This window comes from Turneriella parva DSM 21527 (assembly GCF_000266885.1).
In the GTDB taxonomy this organism is placed as follows: Bacteria; Spirochaetota; Leptospiria; order Turneriellales; family Turneriellaceae; genus Turneriella; species Turneriella parva.
Map to the genome: position 1 here is coordinate 784,728 of NC_018020.1, position 20,583 is coordinate 805,310.

Consider the following 20,583-nt stretch of genomic DNA (forward strand, 5'->3'; position numbering starts at 1 on the left):
CTGCCGCCTTGAACTTCAGCAAAGAAGAGCTCGAGCGCTACAGCCGCCAGATTCTGCTGCACGGTGCCGCCGGGCAGAAAAAACTCAAAGATGCACGGGTGCTTGTCGTGGGCGCCGGGGGCATTGGCTCGACCCTTCTACCGCTTCTCGCGGCATCGGGTATCGGCTCTATCGAAATTTTTGATGGTGACAAGGTTGAAACGAGTAATCTCGGCCGGCAGTTACTTTTTCGTGAACGCCATGTGGGTGAAAACAAGGCAATTGTCGCGGCCGAAATTTTGAAAGATCTGAATCCTCATATTCAGGTGATTGCCCTCGATCGCCACCTTGTTCAGGCCGACGCAGCAAGATTCTCTGCAGCAGACATCGTTTGCGAAGGTAGCGACAGCGTCGAAACAAAGCTTCTGGTGAACCGTTTGTCACTTTCTGCTAAACGCGCCGCTGTGATTGCGGCCTTGGGCAATGCGCAGGGCCATGCTATGCTTATCAACGGTCATCGTGCGGCCTGTTATGCCTGTTTGTTCGGCAGCGTCGATGAAAAAGATCTGCCGACCTGCGCGAGCGATGGCATTCTGACGACTTTTCCCGCCGTGGTGGCGGCGACTGCGGCGCAGATTGCGATTGGCCAGATTCTGAGCCCGCAAGAAGAAGGTAAGCTCTGGTTGTTTGAGAAAAATAATTGCCGAAGCATTCGCGTTAAAAAAAGACAAGATTGCCCGAACACAACTTTATGAAGAAAAAGCCCCGAACAGCCAAGCGCAAACCGGCGAAAAAGCCCGCACGGCGCCCGCCTGCAAGAAGTTACGCGCTGGTCTTGTCGGGCGGCGCTGCTCTGGGCGCATACCAGGCCGGTGCGATCAGGGCAATTTTTGAAGCCGGTCTTGAAGTGCGCTGCGTTGCCGGCAGTTCAATCGGCGCTCTCAACGGTTACCTGACGGCCACCCGAAGCATTGGCACCATGCTCAAATTCTGGCAAGAGATCGACCAGAGGCGACTCATCACCATTCAATCGTTCACGAAATTATTCTTCTCGGCAAGCCCGTCACTGCTCACCGACCAATTGCAGCGCAAGCTCGTCGAAGAGCATGTTCGCATCAAAGACCTTCAACAGGCATCTTGTGAATATATCTGCGCCGCGATCAGCCTCAATACGGGCAAGCTGCACTACTTCTCTGGCGGCGAGGCGAAAACTGATACCGAGCTGCAGCAATATATTCTCGCATCTGCCGCAGTGCCGGGGGTTTTTCCACCGGTGCAGATCGGCCACGAACTCTATATGGATGGCGGCCTCGTGCGTAACACGCCGGTTGAGGCGGTAGAACATAAAAAAGTCGATGCCGTGATTGCGATCAGCATGGAACCTGAATCGTACCCGAAAGAACCGCTGGTGAACACAGCCCAGATTGCCCTGCGCACGCTCAGCATCTTCTTTCGCAGCCAGGCCGACGACGCGATAACAAGGGCCGAAAACTCGCGCAAACGCAAGGCCAAAAAACTTTTATTACTGCGCCCAAAGCTGCCGCTCGAAATGCAGCAATACGAATTCGATCAGAAAAAGATTGTGCGCTTGCTAGAACAGGGTTATCATGAGGCACAGCTTTTTATTCGCCACAACAGGCTGAGGTAATTAGATTCTGGCTGCACCACGTACGTCCATATGATTGATCTTCACCACCATTTTGACCCTTCGACTACGCTCAGGGCAGGCTCTGTATGATTGACTTACATCACCATTTCGACGGAGCATTCGAAACCGAAACCCTCTATAAAGAAGCGAAGCGCCGCAATCTGGCGCAGGGCAAGCTGTCAGCAGAAGAATTCGCTGCGAGATGCCAGGTACCGCAAGACTGCAATACTCTCACCGATTTTCTTGCAGTTTTCAATTTCTTCTACGATATTGCGCAAGATCTGAATTTTTTGCGCGATCAGGCACAGAAACTGCCGGCGCGCATGGCAGCAGGCGGCGTGCTCTACCTTGAAACCCGGTTCGGTCCGCACCTTTTTACGGGCGACGCGTACAGTGCGGAGCAGGTTACCCAGGCAGTCGTCGAGGGCATCGCCGCAGGCAAAGGCGCACCCGTGAGGGTCATATTGTGTGCTCTCAGAAACGCCCCGATTCAGCACGTTCAAGAACTCGTTGACCTTTATCAGAAGTTTCATGCGCACGGTGTGTGCGGCATCGACCTTGCGGGTGACGAATCGAAATATGCCTGCCGGGAATATGCGCCGGTTTTTGACAGAGCACACCAGCTGGGCATACCCATAACTATCCACGCAGGCGAAGCTGCCGGGCCACAATCTGTTTACGACGCAATCGACCTGTTTCATGCGCGGCGTATCGGCCACGGCATTCGCTCGATAGAAGACGAACGGCTCATGCGGCGCCTCGCCGACGAAAAGATTGGTCTTGAGGTTTGCCTTACGAGCAACCTGCAGACGGGCAACGCCGCGAGCTACGCTGCGCACCCTTTCATGAAGCTCAGGGCAGCCGGCCTTAAGGTGACGTTGAATACCGACGACCCTTCGGTATCGGGCATCGACCTGAACCACGAGTGGGCCGTCGCATTAAGAGAATACAATCTTTCGGTGGCCGACCAGAGAGAATTGCTGCTAAACTCGATCGACCAGGCGTTTTGCGACGCCACCCTGAAGGCGACCCTCAGAGAGCAAGTCGCGGCCCGGCTCAGCTGACGAAAGTATTGACACGTTGAATATACCGTGTTACCCATACGCATGGACGTCAAGCGAAGCGACATGCTGAAATGGGCCCAGAGTGCCCAGCTCAATGCAGGCAGCGAAGATTCTAAAGCCCTCGACAAACCCGTTGACGGCGTTAAAGTCGAAAACCGCTCGCAGGTCAGCCTCGACACCATGCGCAGCAAGGTCTTAAGCCTGCAGCAAGAGATTCGCGACCTGCAGACAGGTATTTCGATGCGCCAGATTCAGATCGGTTTTCTGAATCAGGTTAACGAAGGTTCTAGCTGGCAGAAAGAGCTGAAGCGCTTCATGAACGAGCAGTTTCCGAAGACGAGTATCGACCTGCGCGAAGGGCAAAATATGGATGAATTTCGCAGCGAAGCGGCGCAGATTGTGTCGAATCTGCGCAACAACCTCATCAAGAAAGAAATTCAGATTCAGAATATTCTCTCTGCCGGCATGTTTGAGCCCGCATCGGCTGACACAGAGCGTGATGTTGCCATCGACAATTCTAAAATCATGAAAGATTTTAGCGAAACGAAAGATATTTTCTCGAAACTGCGCCCAGAAGCCATACAGAGTCTGGTAAACTAGACGATCGAAATCCACACGAAAGACAAGCTGCGCGAAGTGCTCAGGGCCTGCGCGCTCGAGTTTAACGGTGCCGAAGCCCCGGTTGTACGCTGGTACGCAGAAGGCGACGCGGCCCGGCATCTGATCGAGGTGGCAAAACAGCGGGGCGTCAAGATTGAAACCGACCAAGAAGAATCGCTGTTGTTGACTCTAAAATCGGTCAAAGTCAATAGTGCGATACCCAAAGACATTTATCTTGCAGTTGCCCGAATTTATGCGTATCTTATCGCGGAGTGCGAAAAGCCACGAAAGTAGCCTTTTTTTGCGGACTCTTTACCCTTGGCCGATAAGCTAAGAGAGAACGCGTACGGGCGCCAGATTTTACTATTATGCTTGAAATTGCAGTGGCACATACCGAAACTTATATATGACCCGCTATCAGGTCAAACTTTTGCGCCCGGGCGTGTCTTTCACGAAACCGGTTTATATCGACCCGACGAACATGCTCGCCGCGGCGAACGTTATCGTTACGCAGAGTGACCTCGATCGCCTCAACAAGTGGAAAATCGAAGAGGTCTTGTCGGCGGGTGAACCCGTCTATGCCTCGAAGAAAGACGAAGCCGAGTTTATGGACGGGCAGCAGAAACTCGACATCAAGAATCTGAAAAAAGACCTGAAGAACCTGATCAAGCTCAAACCTTCGTTCAACAACCTCGCGGCTTCAACCGAGATTGTGCTCAAAAACTTTTACGAGCGCATCAACAGCAACAATAACCCGCAGTCTAATGAAGTGCGCAGCAAGGCTGAAGAAATTACCAATCTGGTTACCGATAATCCGCTGATTGTCATTTTTGTCGCAGAGTACATCGTCGACCCAAACGTCTACAAGCACGTTATTGGTTGCGCCATGTACGCGGCGCGGCTCGGGCTCGCGCTTGATTTTTCGCGGCCGAAGATAGTCGAAATGCTTTTTGCCATATTACTCATGGATGTCGGTATGCTCAAGGTACCGCAGACGATTCTTGACAAAGCTGAAAAGCTGAACGAGACCGAATTGCAGATTATACACGCGCATCCCGTGCATGGCTACCAGATGCTGACGCAGATTGCAAAAATTAAGAACACGATTGCGTCAGTCGCGCTGCAACACCAGGAACATTACGACGGGTCGGGTTACCCGCGAAAAATCAAGGGCGCAGAAATGTCAGAGTACACGCGCGTCGCTTCGATCATTGACTCGTTCAGCGCCATTATCTCGCGCAAGCCCTATCGCAAAAACCGTCTGCCTTACGACGCGATGAAAGAACTTCTGACGCTTGGCATCTATCGCTACGACCCTGTCTACCTGAAGACATTTCTTGACTCGCATGCAATTTACCCGCTGGGTTCAATCGTCGAGCTCTCTGACGGTTCTACGGGTATGGTCGTTTACGCTGTAAAAGGCAAGCCAATGCGCCCCGTCGTCTGGATTCTGCGTGACGCCAAGAACAACCGCCCGACGAAAGTGGAGTTTGCGCACCTGCTCTATGCGGCAGACAAATTCATTTCAAAAGCTAAATATCCCGAAGATGCCGATCTGAATCTCGACATGGAATACGAGCAGCTGATGAAGCAGCTCGTCTGAGAATTACTTTCCCTTCTTAGGTTTGGTTTCTTTCGCGGCTTTTTCAGCCTTCGATTTCACCATACCGAGTTCGCTGAAATTCGTCAGCACCTTGTCGGCGAGGCCGTATTCGACTGCACCTTTGCCGTCGAGATAGTAGTCGCGGTCGGTGTCTTTTTCAATACGTGACAGCGGCTGCCCGGTGGTCTCTGCCAGAATGCGATTGAGTTCTGCCCGGGTCTTCTTGATTTCTTCGGCGTGAATCTTGATGTCGATTGCGGGTGCGATAATCTGCCCGCTGATGAGCGGCTGGTGTATCATGACCTTCGCATGCTCGAATGCGTAACGATGGCCTTTTTCGCCTGCGGTGAGAAGAATAGCCCCCATCGAAGCTGCCATGCCCATGGTGATGGTATAAACCGGTGATGAGATCATGTTCATGACATCGTAAATTGCCATGCCCGAAGAAATCACTCCGCCTGGTGAATTGATGAAGAAATAAATTGGCTTACCTGGGTCGGTCGCCTCGAGAAACATCATGCGCTCGACGAGCATTTCAGCCGTTTTGTCAGTGACTGCCCCCCAGAGAAAAATCTGGCGCTTTTCAAGAAAACCTTCTGCCAAGCGCTCGCGCAGCGGCGCCGGGCGGTCTTCTTTTTTATTTTCGCCTTCTTCTTCGTCGAAGCGGATTTCAAACGGGTTGAGCTGCATACCTGCAATATACGATTTGCGTCACAGGACGGACAGAAATTTCTGCATCAGTATCGCATCGTCACCGTTGGCGTAATAGCGTTTGCGCCGCGCAAATTCGCTAAAACCGGCCTTTGCATAAAATCGAACGGCAGAGATATTTTGGGCTGCTACTTCGATGAGGCACCGCCCGCCCGAAATCTGCGACTCCGTTAAACGCAGAAGCTCGTTTGCGAGCCCGCGACGCCTGTGTGCAGTGAGCACACCAATTTTGTGGATCTCGTAATCATCGCCAGCCCGGGCAGCTGAACAAAACCCAACGGCAGAGCCATCGGTTATGGCAAGATAAATGGTCACGGCGTCTGATTGAATTTCAGATTGCCACTGTTCGTCTGAATACGCTGAAGAACCGAAAATTTGCGCATCGAGCCAAGCAATGACCGGTAGATCGCCGCGGGTGGCGACCCTTATCTCTGCGCCGATCAATAGTTTGAGAACAGCGCGTCGACGATCACCTTCTGCTCTTTGAGGCTCATGTCGCCGCAACGGCGCATGATGCGTATCGCATCGATCTTGCGGCCGCGTTTTGCGAGGGCTGCTATGTCTTTTTTTTCTTGCGGTGTTAGGTCGAGCCCTGAGAGTGTTGGCCGCTCATTGTTGTAGGCCGGTGTCTTGCACGGTTGTTTTTCAGGGACTGCAGGTTCTTGCGCTGCCAGGGCGACCGTCAACAGAACGAAAGCGAATAGGCTGCTCGGTTTCATACAAACTTTCTGATTATAAAGTTCGTGAATTGCAGCGCAGCGGCACTCACCATCAGCGTGCGCGCAGATTTAATCGTGAGACGATCGGTGAGCTTATCGGCCACCCAGAAAATGATGACGTTAAAGATGAAACTGACGAGCAGGCTAAAGAGCCCGAGCGAAATGAAGTTGAGTAGCTTTTTCACAATGACTAAGGTCGCAATATTGAGCACAGTCGCCGTACCGCCGAGCAAGAACCCGACAACCACATTCACCCCGACAAGAATCAGCGCCGCCACGGGAATCGCCCCGGCTTCGATATGAAAATCAGGCATCGCCTTATTGAGCGCGTAGAGCAGGAGGCAGAAAACCCCGAACATGACAATCAGTTGAATAAGCATGCGCTAAGGCCATTGCCCCCAATGCTATGGCAATCGATTTTAGCACCCGCCTGGTCACCAAGCCCCTCGATGTTAAAAAAGCGGAGTAAACCCGTGGTCGGTCTTGCTCGTCAGAATCTCGAATGCCGCGCGGTTGCGGGTGCTGAGCTTCGCCGTCAGCCCGATGCGGCTTTTTTCGGTTAAAGAGACCTCGCAAGCTGCGACTTTTGTGTTGAGACAGGTTTTGACATCACCCGGCGGGTTGTAATAGTTGAGCGCGACAAAGTCTTGCCTGTCGGCATAAATGCGCCCTTCGATTTTGAGATCCGCATTTTCGCCCGAAAAAGACCAGTCAAAGTAATCCACATTCGCTTTATTGCGAATTGCCTGCCAGTAGGTATTGAGCACATAATCGTTGCCCTTGTGGCGCAGGGTAATCGGTGTAAGATAAGGTGTCATGAGGGGCCCGAACTTGAGCTTCGCAGAGGCTACCTCAAGAAATGAATCGGGTTCGCCGTCGAAACCTGCAACCTGACCCCAGGCATATTCATCGGTATGCCGCGAGCCCCAGTTATGGTTTTGGCTGCCCTGCCACGCATCGATCGCATGCTTCTTGCCATTCACGACAAAGGTGCCGCTAAAGGTCACGAATGGCTGCGCGATCAAGAGCTTTGCCCGCGGCAGCGGTGCATCGTAAGAAGCGAGCGGCATCGGAAAAATCGGCTGGTTGTTCTTCGCGCCTTTGATCTGTTCGATAGAAAGATTCCACTCGATCTTGTTTTCACCGCGATTTTGCGCTGAACCTTTGAGCGAAGTGGAGTTCAGCGTCGCGCCGTCGAAATCCAAATCGAAATTGGTGTTTGAGTAGCGCGCGCCGGCCAGGGGAAACTCAGATTTCGCCGCCACCGGCGCTTTGCCCTTTTCAAACCAGATTGCCCAAAGCTCGCCCATGGGCTCTTTTATGCCGGCCCCCTTATCGTTCTGGTAGATCGTATAGCGTATCCAAAAAGCGGTGCCGCTTGCAGTGTCGTTCGCGCGCATAAAATAACTTTCATAATGGCCGCCGCTCTGCGCGCCGCGAAACCGGGTGAAGTTCGCCGTCGCCCTTGCTTTTTCGAGTTGTACCTGCATGCGCTCATTGTCTGACCGAGCGACAGCCCGTCCATTATTTTATGACACCTGTGTCATTATTTACGGATGCGGTGACGGGGTTTCCCTGAGCGCGGGTAAAAAGCCCTGCGTGAACGCAAAATAGAGGATTTCTTCGAGCTGCCAGGTAAGGCTGAGCCCCCGCTGTTGCAGCCTTTTCATGCCGCGCAGCGTTTTGATTGTCAGCGTTGCGCGGGTACCCTGCAGCTTCTCACCCCGCGGCCGCTGCACGCCCGACCGGGCAAGCCGGTGCCCGTGCGGACTCGTGTAATAAACGGGTTCAACCGCAAAATTGCGGTAGCGCTCGTTCTGCACCTTGTCAAAAAATCGGTCTGCGATAAATTCAAGCGAACGCACGCTGGGTAAATGCGCGAGCGCCCGGCGCGCGGGCGCAGACAGTGCAAAGGTCATTTCAATCGTTGCCATGGTATCTCCTCAAAGGGTGGCCCCTTAATGATTAAATACCCAAAAACGCCGATTTTTTCTCACGCCACAGAAAAAAAGTTAAAACTCTGACCGGGTTCTGCGCATTTTTTTTCGCATGAACCAGGCGGGCAAAAGCAGCACCAGCAATAACCATGAGGATGGCTCAGACATACGCGCCCGTTCGCCTGTATCGAGTTCATTTTTCGCGTTCAGCATCTTTTTGTGCAGCTCGCTGAGTTTCAGTCTTTGTGCTTCGGTTTCGAGTACAATGGAACCCGTCGCCGCATTGAGCACTCCGGTTTGCAGCGCAGCGACGACAGCACGGGGTCTCGAGCCGAAATCACCGAGCACGAATCTGTGGTGGTGGGCAGCACCGTCTATGGTGTTATTCTTCTCGCCGGCGACATTGGCTGCCACCAGGCGCGCTGCCGGCGCAAAATACCGGTCGCCGGCCTTACGCACCGGCAGCCGCAGCCGTGGCCTGTCAGCGCGAGGCTGCCCCGCAAAACTCCATGTTTGCGCTTTGCCGGCAGAGACCTGCAAGAAGCCGTCGCTATCACCGTAGTAGGGCATCAGATACGAGAGGTTGTGCCAATCGGCGAAAGGCGGTTGCTGCGTCAGCACGACAAAGACGGGATAGTCTGCCTTTGTCATCTGCTCATAAATGAGCGCACGCAGGGCCAACTCGAGAAAAAAACCCTCACGGTTCTCTGGGCAGGTAATGGCATTGCCCGGGCTCAAAGCCTGCGTCGTGATGCCCGAATTCACATAGCTGATGCGCGCACCTGCATTATTGAGACCGAGGTACCGGGCGGCGATTTCTGCGTCTTGAGCATAAGAAGTACCGGCATCGGCGCTGCAATCGACAATATAATGCAGGTATGGGGTACGGCTGCCGAGCTGATGAAGTTTTGCCGCCGGTAGCAGCGCATAATCACCCGTCGTTGCGGTTAACGGTGCCTGCAAATCTTTGCCCGCGAGATTCACGACCCGGCCACCGAGGTTCAGAGTTGCATCACCCGCATGCGTGAAGTGCAGCCTCACATCGCGAAAGCCAGCTGCTGGCACGGGAAATACCTTCCAGCGGAGCAAATTCGCTTTTTCGTAGTAGATAAGGCTTGGGTCGCGCATTCTTTCAGTAACGCGGTTGTAAACCCAAAGCGCCAGACTGCGCGTCGTGATTTGCGCGGGCACTTCGACGCCGTCAATCGTCAGCCAATGTTGTGACAGAAAAACATTGTCGGGCAGGTTGATATAGGTGTCGAGCTCTGCGTTGCGTGAGAGATCCTCATTTTTTATACGAATGCGCAACACTGTCTCAGCCATCATGCCTTTGTCATTTTTCTGCACGGTGACATCGGCAACGCGAACGCGCGTTACGCTCGCCGGCGGCTGCGCGGTTGCCCTGCGCTTTTCACCCAACAAGACGAGGCGCAGCTGGCTGCGCAATGCTTCAGAAATTTCAGCACCATCGAGAACTATATTGCGGTAAAGGCGATCGTAGATTGGTACACCGGCATCGTTCATAAACTGCCGTCCGGGTTTCGCCGCGCGCTTCTCGGTCAGCGCAATGATCTTGCGCGCATTCACGTTTGGCTGCTGGTTCACTGAGAGCGGCGCGTGTTGTACATACTCAATGGCGCGCACAAGCATCAGCCGGTCGAGGTAAGTGTCGGTGAGCACCAGCGCGGGCAGAAGCGAAAGACCTGCCACAGCAAGAGCGAATATTCTGGCGTTGGAATATTCAGCCTTCAGGGCCACGAAATCTTTTTTCAGACGCATTAGCTGCATCGCAGCCGCAAAATATGGTATGAGCAGCAAGAACCCAAGGCCGATGGCCGCGATGAGCAGCAATGCAAGCGGTACGTAGAGCAAGAAGACGACGCAAAAATAGAGCACAAAAACAAAACCTGAAAGCCGCGCCACCACGCAGAGCGTGAAGAGCGCTCTGTGCCGGCTGTCGGGCAAGAGATAGACAAGCGCATTGAAGGCGGCCAGCAGCCAGAATTCGGGCGCATTAAAATTACCGAGCACCATTTGGCTTTCGCGCGCAACGGGCCCGTAGGCATTGAGTAAGAGCCCCACGAGCGGCAACACACCTATGAAGACAAGCCGCAGCGACCAGTTGACGCCCGGCTCTGCCAGTTTCGCGGTGTGTTTTGAGGCAACATGCAAGAGCAGGCGCAGCATCACGAACGAAAATACTGTCGTGAGGCCAATGAGGTACATCTGCTGCAGATCTGCGCCGATGCCGGTCCCAAAGAAATTGCGAAACACATTAAACGAGATGTATGCCACAACGGGTAATGCAATCGCGGCAATAATGTTTGCTACGAGATTGCGCTGGCTCGAAATCTGAAAATGCGTTGCCAGATAAAACAACACAAAATAGAATATTGGTATAACCGCTGAAAAAATGAGCGTCATATAATCGCCTTGATCGAATATCCATTCTGCGACAGTAATCGATACGTGCACGTAGCGCAGGTAGAGATAAACGCCCGCAGCAACTGCAACGGCGAGGCTAATCAAGATTTTCACCGGCACAAGTTGCTGCCGCATCAAGTACCAGAAGCCGACCGCTGCTGCTGCGAAACCTGGCAACATCGTCAACAACAGGCCGACACTGAATCCCGATCTCTGTTGCATTGTCAGGTCGGGCCAGGCGATACTGAGCATCGATATAGCGCCAATAAGCGATACCAGGGAAGGCAAGGCCCCCGCGACGATGAGGCCGATGTTAAGGGTTCGATGGTTGTTGTGCATTTTTAATCCTATAGAGAAGCAGTGAATATGAAATTAAGAGAGACAGAAAGACCGCGATGCCCACAGCCTCGTGCAGCCACGCGCGCCCGATGGCGAACGGCTGCAGATTCAAAAAGATCGCGACCCGCAAGAAATTTGCCGCGAGCGTCACCGCGTAAACAGCGGCTGTCAGAAAACCCAGATGCAGCAATATACGCGCGGGCACCAGTTTGAATCGACTGGGCCAAGGCAGCGCCTCGGGAAAGAGCCAGGCAGTCGTGATCGCGGCGATCACGAAGAAATTGATACCGGCACAACTGAAATCAAGAAAGAAATCTGAAAAGTAAAATTGACCGGCACGCTCGTCATAACCTTCACCGGTGTATACAGAGAGCAGCAATGCAAGCGGATATAGAAACACACGGTGCACACCCACAGAGGCCGTCATCGCGGCCAATTTCACCGCGGCTGCAATCCCCAGCAAACCTACCGGCAAAAGCCACGCAGCGCAACGCATCGCAGGCGAACGTCGGGTCACGCGACCAACCTGCAAGCGCGATTTCGATTGCCGTCGTATGCTCGCGGCAGTCTTTCAGCCATGAAATATCAGACTCCGAAATATATCTGTGCGTTCATTTTTCTTCTGCTCGCGAGCTGCAGCAGCCTGCCGAAAGGCCAGCCAGGCGAAGCGGCCGAACAAATGACGCAGCGCATTCTGGCTGCCGCCGACTATGAAAAATGGAAAGCGACCAGCGCCGTGACGTTTGTTTTTCGCGGCGACGACCGCATTTTCTGGGACAAAAAGCGCAAACTCATCGAAGTGCAGTTCAAGAAAAATCTGGTTCAGTTCAGTGAAATCACCGGCAAGTCGCTCTGCTTTGAAGGCGAAAGACGCCTCACCGACGAATGTGGTGAACTCACGGCGGCGGCAGTGAAACGCTTCTACAACCACACGTATTGGCTGAACCCCGCTTTCCATATCGATACGCCCAATGCGGTTAGGGCAATCGCCGAAGAAAACAAACTGCTGGTGACCTTTAAATCGGGCGGTGCGACACCCGGCGACTCTTACCTGTTCACTACAGACGACGAGGGCAAACTCAGCGAGATGCGCATGTGGGTGTCGACTCTGCCTTTGAAGGGGGCACGCGCCACCTTCGCGAATTACCAGAAATCGGCAACGGGAGTGCGCGTCGCACTCGACCATAAGGTTGCTTCACTCGCAAACGTTAACCTCACCGAGTTGCAGATGTTTGCAGTTTACCCCGAAGCCGGTAAACCCGATAGGTTTCAGGGCCTGTTAGAGCTGACCGGCGGCCCCGGAAGCGAATCGCTTAACCGTAAGAAATAGTTTTACCGATCGGTAAAACTCACGGCGCCGGTATCACGGTGCACACGCACCGCCGGCTTCACATAGGCCTGAATCGTCTTGTATGGATAACTCTCGCGCGTTACATGATAGTAGTCGCCGAGAATCAGCACGTGATCGCGCGCTGGCTTTTCGCACCAGTGCTTGTCGATTCGGCTTTCGCAGCGCTGGCGAAAAACAGCCTCGAGGTGCGGCTTCGCAAGCCTCAAAGCTTCTGCCGCTGAGACACGCGACCGCGCAGTACTCTCATCGCCGGGCGCAACCATCTCGGGGCTCGCGCAGGCCTGAGCAAATACCACAAGCAAAAAAGACATGATGGCCCGCATGCGTATGCTAATCAGACCAAGAAGCCAGTCGGCGTCAATCGCAATACGGCGTCGCAGCGCTGCAGCAAAAGCGTCGAAAAATCAATTGTGGTCGACATGCCATAAATGTTAGCCCCGATGGGCTATGGGGCTCGCCTACGCCGACATTGAACTCAGTAACCCACGCCGCGATGACCTAAAATCGCTCAAAGTCAAGAGTCTCGTCGATACGGAGGCGGTGATGCTCTGCCTGCCTGAGCATCTGGTGACACAACTCGACCTCGATGAAAATGGTACACGCGACGTTTCGACCGCTGATGGCCGGTCTCACAAGGTGCCTTACGTCGGCCCGGTGAAGGTGAGGTTTGGCGACCGCCTTTGCTTTGTGGGCGCGCTGGTTATGGGCGACGAACCTTTGCTCGGCGCAGTGCCGATGGAAGATATGGACCTGGTCGTGCACCCGCTTTCGCGCACCTTGTCAGTTAACCCCGAAAGCCCGAATTTTCCCCACCACAAAATTAAGTAACCAGGCAAACCTGGCTGTCCCATAGCGAAATATACTTGCCGCCCCGCCCCGGCTATAATACCCTTTAACCGATGGATCTCGCATGCCTCATGCGCCCCCGAAAGCTCTGCCTCTGCAAAGGCGTGAGCAAACAAGATATCGAAGAGGCAGTTGCAGCCGGCGCCGACAACTTTCGCCAGCTGATCGCCAAAACCCACGCCACGACCGGCTGCGGCACATGTTACCGAGACGTCTACGCAGCATTTCGCGAAGCCCGCGAGCAGAAGGTATGTACCCTGACGGGCCAAATCGGCCTGAAATTTCCGTAGGTGACCGGGCGGGAGCTCGCGAAGCATAACACACAAGGCGCATTCTCTTGGCTATGCGAATTGCGATGCCGCCAAGCGCGGCAAATCAGCGCAAATTCGGGCGGCTTTGCGCCCCTCGCATAGCGAATCGCTTCGATTCGCGGAGGAATTTACTTTGATGAGCAGTTCGCATGGGCAAGATAATGCGCGTCGGCGAGTTCCCGCCTGGTCACTTAGGCAAGTTTCTGGCAAGGGCACAATTGCTTGCCCAAATGCGGTTTTTTGCCGTATAATAAGAAGAGACCGCGATAATGAGGATATCCCCCTTATACCCTGCTGCGGCTTTGTTGGCCGCCCTGACCGTATTTGCAGGTAACCTGCGCGCCAAAGAGATTCGGGAAAACCCGGTTCAGAAAAAGCTCGAACGCTACCTGCCCTATAGCATCGACGAAATTGAGGCCTCAGCGGCCTCGATCAATTTTAACCCCCGTCTGGTCGCTGAAGAACTTGGGCAAAAACTCGACCAGTTTTACCTCAGCGACCCGTCAGAAAAAAAGATCGCCAACCGGCAAGACAATGATTCGAATGCAGCCTGGTACCGCAAAGAGTGGAACGTTAACCTGCAGCGACTTTTCATGCGCGACCTGCTCGCGCGCACGCAGAAGTCCTTTATTATCAAAGAAGCTCCTAATCTCGCCGTGCTGCACTACAACTTTGCGCTTGCGCAGATGAAGCTGAAAAAGCCGTACCATGCGGCTTTTCATTTTGCACAGTCGCTGCGCTATCGCAGCCTCAGGCTCGACGATGAAATTTATGTCGATAGAGATCGGCTGCAGCTGACGAAGGCGGGCGCTGCTGAAATTGCCGACGCCGATGCCTACCGCGAAGCCAAGAAGCAGCTCGATGAAAAAACGCGTGAAAAGCGCCGGCTCGAAGAAGAACTTGTGCTACTCGATGATCGCTCGCGTTCGCCTGAGTTGAATGCCCCATCGACCACGGGCAATTCGGTCGAGGCTCAGCGGCAAAAGCAGCAGCAACTGATCGCCGACCAGAGAGAAAAGAGTCGCCAGGCACTTCAGCGTGTGCGCGACGAATTCGAAAAGGCGAAACAGGCATTCGATAACGCCAAAATAAAGTACACCGAACACGAGAAAACCTACAACCGAAAATCGTCTGATATGCTGATCGAGATGGCCGCGCTCGTGCGGCAGATCGAAGATACGATCAAAGAGCGCTCGAAAGTTTTGAACAAGAAGGCACTCTACAAGACCAACTTCAACCAGACGCTGCAGCACGACTACAGCCAGAATCGACAGTTCACGGCGTTCGCCAACGTGCTCGAAGCGGCGACACGGCTCGACCCTGAAAATCCCGCGATCAATTTTCAGCTCGCTGAAGAATACCGCACATCGCAAGACGTTTCGCGCAGCATCGATTCGTACGAGCGTGCGCTCACGGCCAATGAAAAACCGCGGCCAGGCTTTGAGCTGAAAGACGAGCAGATTCGCAAGGCTCACGCTTCGCTCGGGGCGCTTTATTATGCCAAAAGCCGGTACGTCGACGCAGCATTTTTTTATGAAAAGGCGCACGCCGAGACGCCGAATAGCCCTGAGAAGCAGAACCTCAGTTGGCAGCTCGGCAAACTGCACGTCGAAAAAACCGGAAACTATGAACGGGCGGCGGCGCTTTTCGAAGAATACCTCAGAAGCATCGCGACCCTCAACCCAAGCGATGTGAGCGACCGCACACAATGGATAAAAGAACGCTTCACAGCGAATAAATACCTCATGCACATCTACGGCAAAAAGAGCGACAAGACGCAGGTGATGCGCACGATGCAGGGCGCCGCTGCTGCACACCAAGACCTTGAAACGCTGATCACCGAGCTGCGGCAGCGCAATAACAAAACCTACAACGACATGCAGGTGGCGAAAAAGGCGCTTTTCGACGACGTGCGCAGCCGCGAACTCAACAATTACCTGAAGCTCGAATCTGACTTTGAAAAGCAGAAGCGCGAGCTCGCGATTATCGAAGCGGGCCGCAATAGTTTACCGCTCGCGCAGTTTTACTCGCAATACGCCGGTTTTCTCGAGTCAGAAAATGACATACAGGGTGCCCTCGCGGTCTATGGCACAGCTGAAAAACACGGTCTCGGCGCCGACCATGCGCGGCGTGAACAGGGGCGGCTGCGCGCGCAGTACCTGCAGTGACTGATAATGGTTGCCGCGCGCTGATTCGCGGGCATGTTGGCCCATGACAGTGCTCTCGTTTCCCTTTTGGATAATATTCTCAGTCGTGAGCCCGGTACTCATATTATTGCTGGTGCTGGGCGTCGGCATGTTCACCGCACCGGCGCTCAAACAAAAACCACCCCTGATTGAGAAGTATCCGTCGTAAATACGGGCGGGCGCGGAGCGATCTCGCTTGCCACCAGTAAGGAGCATTCTGCGCTGCCCCATGATATCATTACTCATGCCATTCTGGTTTATCATCGCGATCTTCAGCCCGGCACTCTTGCTCTTCTTTTTCGTCGGCATTCAATCAGGCGCCAAGGCACCGGTTAAGGCGAAGGCACCGACGGGGCAGATGCATATGTCAGCGCTGCCCGTGGCCGATGGCCCGGGAAGCGAAGCAAAGCAGCCGGTCTAATGGATTCTGGCCATCTGAAAACCCGCTGAAAAATTTCTGTGAAACCGCGCATCTCGGTGATTACACTCGGTGTTGCGGATCTCGAACGTTCTGTAGCCTTTTACCGTGACGGACTTGGTCTCGAGACGCAAGGCATCATCGGCAAAGAATTTGCGCACGGCGCCGTTGCGTTCTTCGAGCTTTCGGGTGGGCTCAGGCTCGCGCTCTGGCCACGAAGCAGCATCGCGCACGACTCGGGGCTTTCACCTGCAATGCCCTCTGCAACAGAAATGACCCTGGGCCACAACGTCATGAGCCGCAACGAGGTCGACGAGGTGATGCTACAGGCAGCGCGCGCCGCAGCCAAAATTGTGAAACCAGCGGCTGAAACTTTTTGGGGCGGCTACGCGGGCTATTTTCAAGACCCCGACGGTCATCTGTGGGAGGTAGTTTACAACCCGCAGATGCTGCCGGTTGAATGAGACCTACTCTTCTGTGTAAAACGTCTCTGTCTTGACTTCTTCTTTGTTACCCGCTTTGTCGATCGAATAGAACTGCAGAACACCCATGTCTCCAATGCCCTTGAGGTCGGTGTAGGTCAGGCGCTTGCCGTATTCAATGAACGGCAGTGCATTCATGTCTTTGCCAAAAGTCACAATACGGTAAAAGGTTTTGGCGCGACCTGACTCCGCATCTTCGACCAAAAACACCACGCTGCTGTTCTTACCGACAGTGATGCCGCGTTTGGTGTGCAACGGCTCGGCGATGACGACCCGGGTCTTGGGCGGGTTCAGTTCAACCTTAAATACGTAATTCTTGGTGAAGACGACTTCATTCGCTGAATTTTCGAGGTTTACCTGCATCTTGTACGTGTCGGGCTTGTCGAACACCAACGGCTCGCGGTATTCGATAAATTCACCCTCACCAATTTTGTACTTGGTCACGAGATTCGGCTGAACGGGAAGTTCAATGCGGCTACCCAGCAAATATTCTGTCTGGCCTTCTTGCACGAGCGGTAGCTTGGGCTCGCGGTAAGCCTTGCGCAGATAATCTTTCACGGCATAGCTGCGGCTATAAGCCCCGGCAACCCCGGTTTTGTGGATAGAGCGCACGCGAAAAAACTGCACCTCTGGCGCGAGCGCTTCGCGAAACACCTTTTCTTTAGTACGCACGACCTTTACACGCGCGCCGCCAATCTTCTCGGCGTCGGTTGCCTTCGACAGATCGATGTCAGAAAATTCGATATCGGTTGCGACCGCATCTGCAGGGGCATTGATGTTCAGAGAGAATACCTTTGCCTCTTTAACTGCGGGCTTAACCGGTTCAGCCTGGGCATTGAGCAGAGACGAAAAGACCAATACCGCGACAGGTATATAGAGAAGGGAACGCTTCATAGGCGCAAATAATCTGCGCACAACACGACCGGTCAATGATAATGCGCCAGCTGCGTTACTTGCGTGAAAGCCGCCGGCGCGTTAGATTTTTCTCAGCCAGGCCAATCTTTCTTTCAACAACGACTGGTCGATCTGCGCCTGCGCATCGGCGATGATTTTCTTGTCGATTGTGCCTGCGATGCGTTCGGCACGGGGAATCTCTGCCTCGGGCAATAGCGCGAGCAGACGCAGACCAAACGGAATCAGGTTTTCTTTGTGCGCAGTTAAGATGACGCGCTTTAGCAGCTCGTCGTCGTACCGGTGAGACATCGCGGCGAGGCGTTCGACGTCGCGTTCGGCGAGATAGTCGGCTATCTTCAGAGCGGTGGCGAGCTGGCCCGATTCGTCTGCCGCATGAATCAATTTCGATAGTGCCTCTGAATCGAGCTTCGCGCAGATAGTCGCCATGTGCGCGTACATATCGTTACTGAGGTGCTTCAAAAAGGCAAATATATGCACGAGCGCACCGTGCTCAATTGCGAACGGCACCATACCGAGTAGCGCGTCGACCGACACGCGGCCTACCAGACTTGCGAGACGCTGGTGCTGGTATTCTTGAAAGTGTGCGAGAAGACCGATGACAGACGGCCACAAGTCTTTGCGCTGTGCAGTTTCAACCATGTCGATGATCTTCTCATCGCTGTAGCCGTCAGTCAGCGTTGCGACATGCGCCTTGTTCTGCGTATAGAGCGCAACGCGCAGCAGCGACTCAGTGTCGGGAATCTCTTTCGAAAGAGTCAGAATTTTGTCTTTGTCCATGTAGTCGACGAAGGCGCCCATGGTGAAATATTTTTTGTCGCGCGTGAGAATGCGCGTCAGGCCCACCAGAATATCCATAGGAAAAGCCTGAATGATGTGAATCGCGCGCGCCGGCACCAGATTTTCAGCCACCTGCGCGAGAAATTCGATGTTGAGACTTTTTGAAATCGCGACCGCCTGCTTCACATCGACATGGTACGTCAGGTTCGCCGTAATGTTGGGCCCCAGCAGAGATTTCGCTACCTGCGCGTTGATAAAGTTGGGCATGAACTTCGCAACGCCCGCAAGGCGCGCCCATACATCTGAGCTGTCGGTCAGAAGCCGGTCAGATATCGACTGATTGAGGTTGCGAAATTCGTCGAGTGAAAGATTGCGCAAGAACTGCAACTTATCAGGCGTTACCTTCAAAACGTGTGCCAACTTTTCAATTTCGGTCATTAAATCGAGGTCGTTCATGTTGAACCATTGTTCACTTTTTGGGCGTTTTGACGAGCAACAATTTCCCGGCGCCGCCTCAAAAATACCAAGCGGCACCGATGCCGGTATAACCAAACCCCGTCATCGGGGTCAGGCGCCATGAACCGGCTTTGACAGGCTGGTCGCGGTTGCGAAATGAGGTGCCGACTGTCCAACCCACGACGTGGCCCAAAAGCGCGCCCGAGATTACGTCACTCAGCCAATGGTGGTCGCCGTCGATCATGGCATACCCCATTGTAGTCGCGAGACCATAACTCAAGACACCCACTACCCAACTGCGCGTCGTCGCGGTGAAAGAAGCTGCAAGGGCGAAAGTGCTCGAGGTATGCCCCGAAGGCCAGAAGAAACGCCCGTCGCCACGTTCGAAATTTTTCCAGAATTCGAACTGAAAGTCTGCGGCATCGGTCGTGCGGCGAAAACTGCTGCTCGTGGTGCCGGGGTTCGCAAGGTCTTTGTCGGGGCCGCGGCGTCCGGTGAGAGATTTGAGTGCCATGGTGAACCCCCCGGTCAGGCCGAGCGCTTGTAAAGCAGATGCCCCATGCATCTGCCAGCTAGAATCGCCCCAGGCGAAACCCCAGCCATAGACGGCGGCAGGCAACACGAGCGGCATATACCAACCCGCGTCGAGCATGCCTTGCGACACGGTCTTGGGCATCAGGTTGTTCTTCTGACTGAACAGCTGGTAGTCATAGTCCCAGTTTGTCTGTACGAGAAGCGTCGTCGATGCCACCGAGGGCAGATGATAATAGAGAGTATTCTCGAGCGAAAAGACCGCGAGGCTGTTATCCCATAATCCCTGAAACGGATGATAGATGATGCTGAATGGTTTGTTTTTCGATTCTTGAGAATCTGGCTCTGGCGCCGGCGCAGCAAAGAGGGCCGGCGCTAACAAAAATGGAAGCATTGACCATTTGAGATTCATAGAAGCAAACAGACCCTGTTTTCATTATGACTATTCCTGTGAAGCCGATTTGCCACGAGAGGCGAACATTTTGGTAAATGCTAGAATCGCCAGCCGCCGGCGAACGTAACCATGAATGACTGCCACGCAGAACCGGCGGGCATCACATCGCCCGGCCCAACTGTCGTGAGGGTGACGGCAGCCTCGTATAAGAACTGCATGCTCAAGTATAGGGGAAATCCTTCTTGAAGAAAAGCAAAACCCAACCCAAAGCGCCACTTAGACAGTTCGAGCGGTTGTTCACGGTATTCATCTGTGAGTTGTGGCAGCGAGGTATTGCGTTCGCGAAATTCTGTATAACCCTGCAGCGGTTTGTAGCTGCCGCTGTGCATGCCCCAAAGCACCGGAAACTCAAAGTGAATCGGCCAACCGAATGGGTTATAGCGAAACACGGGCCCGATAAAGTAACCGTCGGTTTCGGCAACCTGCCCGCCGATGACCGAGCTGCGGCTGTAACGGCCTGTGCCCGTGCGGGCTGTCCAGTTGCTGAGGTATGAATGGTATGCGTACGCGGCCCTGAAGCCGACCCAGGGCAGCATGAGAAACTCGTAGCCGAAACCGGCAGAAAGCATCAGATCGGAGGATCGATAACGGTAAAAGCTACCGTCGTGTGACCAGAAAAACGGCCCGGCACCGTTCACGATGTCTGCCTCGCGGCTGAAGGCCGAGTTCCAGCCGCCACCGAGAGAACCTTCGACAAAAACCAGGTGCGGCCTCGGGCTGTATGAGAACGCAGAAATTGCGGGGTTAATGCAGCACAAGGCCAACCATAGCAGCGTTTGTCTGGCAAATCTGGCCGGCCACATTCGCGTGCCCCTACCAGACAGTGTTCGCG

The 20,583-nt window shown here is 54.0% G+C and carries 26 protein-coding genes; 13 read left to right on the forward strand and 13 right to left on the reverse strand.

The genetic code is table 11. The annotated features are described in order from the left end of the window. Positions 1–8 precede the first annotated feature (8 nt). The 6 genes from TURPA_RS03680 (at position 9) to TURPA_RS03705 (ending at position 4,894) form a co-directional block, all read left to right on the forward strand. Positions 9–734, forward strand: coding sequence for a HesA/MoeB/ThiF family protein (locus tag TURPA_RS03680; protein ID WP_014801935.1), 726 nt, complete (start codon positions 9–11; stop codon positions 732–734). Beyond that, positions 713–1,627 (forward strand): patatin-like phospholipase family protein, encoded by a 915-nt coding sequence (locus TURPA_RS03685; RefSeq protein WP_157210384.1) that lies wholly within the window; start codon positions 713–715, stop codon positions 1,625–1,627. The genes TURPA_RS03680 and TURPA_RS03685 overlap by 22 nt, the downstream gene beginning before the upstream one ends. A gap of 86 nt (positions 1,628–1,713) precedes the next feature. Further along, positions 1,714–2,691 carry an adenosine deaminase gene (add, locus tag TURPA_RS03690; protein WP_014801937.1) on the forward strand — a complete coding sequence of 326 codons (978 nt, stop codon included), beginning with the start codon at positions 1,714–1,716 and terminating at the stop codon, positions 2,689–2,691. A gap of 42 nt (positions 2,692–2,733) precedes the next feature. Continuing rightward, the gene (locus tag TURPA_RS03695; RefSeq protein WP_014801938.1) at positions 2,734–3,291 is read left to right on the forward strand and encodes a hypothetical protein; all 558 of its coding nucleotides are present in this window, start codon (positions 2,734–2,736) and stop codon (positions 3,289–3,291) included. Positions 3,292–3,327: 36 nt separating this feature from the next. Then, positions 3,328–3,585: an EscU/YscU/HrcU family type III secretion system export apparatus switch protein gene (locus TURPA_RS03700; RefSeq protein WP_014801939.1), complete on the forward strand. Its 258-nt coding sequence runs from the start codon at positions 3,328–3,330 to the stop codon at positions 3,583–3,585. 112 nt (positions 3,586–3,697) lie between these two features. After that, positions 3,698–4,894 carry an HD-GYP domain-containing protein gene (locus TURPA_RS03705; protein ID WP_014801940.1) on the forward strand — a complete coding sequence of 399 codons (1,197 nt, stop codon included), beginning with the start codon at positions 3,698–3,700 and terminating at the stop codon, positions 4,892–4,894. 3 nt (positions 4,895–4,897) lie between these two features. On the opposite strand, the gene TURPA_RS03710 is transcribed toward TURPA_RS03705, so the two are convergent. The 8 genes from TURPA_RS03710 to TURPA_RS03745 form a co-directional block, all read right to left on the reverse strand. Continuing rightward, positions 4,898–5,584 carry a ClpP family protease gene (locus TURPA_RS03710; RefSeq protein ID WP_014801941.1) on the reverse strand — a complete coding sequence of 229 codons (687 nt, stop codon included), beginning with the start codon at positions 5,582–5,584 and terminating at the stop codon, positions 4,898–4,900. 21 nt (positions 5,585–5,605) lie between these two features. Beyond that, complete coding sequence (locus TURPA_RS03715; RefSeq protein WP_014801942.1) at positions 5,606–6,049, reverse strand: GNAT family N-acetyltransferase; 444 nt, start codon at positions 6,047–6,049, stop codon at positions 5,606–5,608. Continuing rightward, a complete protein-coding gene (locus TURPA_RS03720; protein WP_014801943.1) occupies positions 6,046–6,324 on the reverse strand; it encodes a hypothetical protein in 279 nt (92 codons plus the stop codon). Before TURPA_RS03720 ends, TURPA_RS03715 begins: the two co-directional genes overlap by 4 nt. Then, entirely contained in the window at positions 6,321–6,704 is a 384-nt protein-coding gene (locus tag TURPA_RS03725) for a hypothetical protein (RefSeq protein WP_014801944.1), read from the reverse strand. The genes TURPA_RS03720 and TURPA_RS03725 overlap by 4 nt, the downstream gene beginning before the upstream one ends. A 72-nt stretch (positions 6,705–6,776) precedes the next feature. Continuing rightward, the gene (locus tag TURPA_RS03730) at positions 6,777–7,814 is read right to left on the reverse strand and encodes a hypothetical protein (RefSeq protein WP_014801945.1); all 1,038 of its coding nucleotides are present in this window, start codon (positions 7,812–7,814) and stop codon (positions 6,777–6,779) included. 60 nt (positions 7,815–7,874) lie between these two features. After that, positions 7,875–8,258 (reverse strand): hypothetical protein, encoded by a 384-nt coding sequence (locus TURPA_RS03735; RefSeq protein ID WP_014801946.1) that lies wholly within the window; start codon positions 8,256–8,258, stop codon positions 7,875–7,877. Between the two features lie 78 nt (positions 8,259–8,336). Continuing rightward, positions 8,337–11,024, reverse strand: coding sequence for an MSEP-CTERM sorting domain-containing protein (locus tag TURPA_RS03740; RefSeq protein WP_014801947.1), 2,688 nt, complete (start codon positions 11,022–11,024; stop codon positions 8,337–8,339). Then, positions 10,999–11,466, reverse strand: coding sequence for a hypothetical protein (locus TURPA_RS03745; protein ID WP_157210385.1), 468 nt, complete (start codon positions 11,464–11,466; stop codon positions 10,999–11,001). The genes TURPA_RS03740 and TURPA_RS03745 overlap by 26 nt, the downstream gene beginning before the upstream one ends. Before the next feature lie 135 nt (positions 11,467–11,601). On the opposite strand from TURPA_RS03745, the gene TURPA_RS03750 reads away from it, so the two are divergent. Beyond that, positions 11,602–12,354: a hypothetical protein gene (locus TURPA_RS03750; protein WP_014801949.1), complete on the forward strand. Its 753-nt coding sequence runs from the start codon at positions 11,602–11,604 to the stop codon at positions 12,352–12,354. Positions 12,355–12,356: 2 nt separating this feature from the next. Here TURPA_RS03750 and TURPA_RS03755 read toward each other — a convergent pair whose 3' ends face one another. After that, positions 12,357–12,698, reverse strand: coding sequence for a hypothetical protein (locus TURPA_RS03755; protein WP_041948281.1), 342 nt, complete (start codon positions 12,696–12,698; stop codon positions 12,357–12,359). 124 nt (positions 12,699–12,822) lie between these two features. On the opposite strand from TURPA_RS03755, the gene TURPA_RS03760 reads away from it, so the two are divergent. The 6 genes from TURPA_RS03760 (at position 12,823) to TURPA_RS03780 (ending at position 16,600) form a co-directional block, all read left to right on the forward strand. Beyond that, on the forward strand, positions 12,823–13,203 hold the full coding sequence (locus TURPA_RS03760) for a clan AA aspartic protease (RefSeq protein WP_014801951.1): 381 nt from the start codon (positions 12,823–12,825) through the stop codon (positions 13,201–13,203). Between the two features lie 71 nt (positions 13,204–13,274). Continuing rightward, positions 13,275–13,511, forward strand: a complete 237-nt coding sequence (locus tag TURPA_RS21370; RefSeq protein WP_014801952.1) for a (2Fe-2S)-binding protein — start codon at positions 13,275–13,277, stop codon at positions 13,509–13,511. Between the two features lie 326 nt (positions 13,512–13,837). Then, entirely contained in the window at positions 13,838–15,700 is a 1,863-nt protein-coding gene (locus tag TURPA_RS03770) for a tetratricopeptide repeat protein (RefSeq protein ID WP_041948282.1), read from the forward strand. Positions 15,701–15,743: 43 nt separating this feature from the next. Beyond that, positions 15,744–15,887 carry a hypothetical protein gene (locus TURPA_RS23310; RefSeq protein ID WP_014801954.1) on the forward strand — a complete coding sequence of 48 codons (144 nt, stop codon included), beginning with the start codon at positions 15,744–15,746 and terminating at the stop codon, positions 15,885–15,887. A gap of 60 nt (positions 15,888–15,947) precedes the next feature. Beyond that, entirely contained in the window at positions 15,948–16,139 is a 192-nt protein-coding gene (locus TURPA_RS03775) for a hypothetical protein (RefSeq protein ID WP_014801955.1), read from the forward strand. Between the two features lie 38 nt (positions 16,140–16,177). Further along, entirely contained in the window at positions 16,178–16,600 is a 423-nt protein-coding gene (locus TURPA_RS03780; RefSeq protein ID WP_014801956.1) for a VOC family protein, read from the forward strand. Between the two features lie 3 nt (positions 16,601–16,603). On the opposite strand, the gene TURPA_RS03785 is transcribed toward TURPA_RS03780, so the two are convergent. The 4 genes from TURPA_RS03785 to TURPA_RS03800 form a co-directional block, all read right to left on the reverse strand. Further along, positions 16,604–17,512 carry a hypothetical protein gene (locus TURPA_RS03785; protein WP_014801957.1) on the reverse strand — a complete coding sequence of 303 codons (909 nt, stop codon included), beginning with the start codon at positions 17,510–17,512 and terminating at the stop codon, positions 16,604–16,606. 81 nt (positions 17,513–17,593) lie between these two features. Then, a complete protein-coding gene (locus tag TURPA_RS03790; protein ID WP_014801958.1) occupies positions 17,594–18,766 on the reverse strand; it encodes a hypothetical protein in 1,173 nt (390 codons plus the stop codon). Positions 18,767–18,824: 58 nt separating this feature from the next. Further along, the gene (locus tag TURPA_RS21375) at positions 18,825–19,709 is read right to left on the reverse strand and encodes a phosphatase PAP2 family protein (RefSeq protein WP_014801959.1); all 885 of its coding nucleotides are present in this window, start codon (positions 19,707–19,709) and stop codon (positions 18,825–18,827) included. 80 nt (positions 19,710–19,789) lie between these two features. Next, positions 19,790–20,554, reverse strand: a complete 765-nt coding sequence (locus TURPA_RS03800; RefSeq protein WP_041948283.1) for a hypothetical protein — start codon at positions 20,552–20,554, stop codon at positions 19,790–19,792. Positions 20,555–20,583 lie beyond the last annotated feature (29 nt).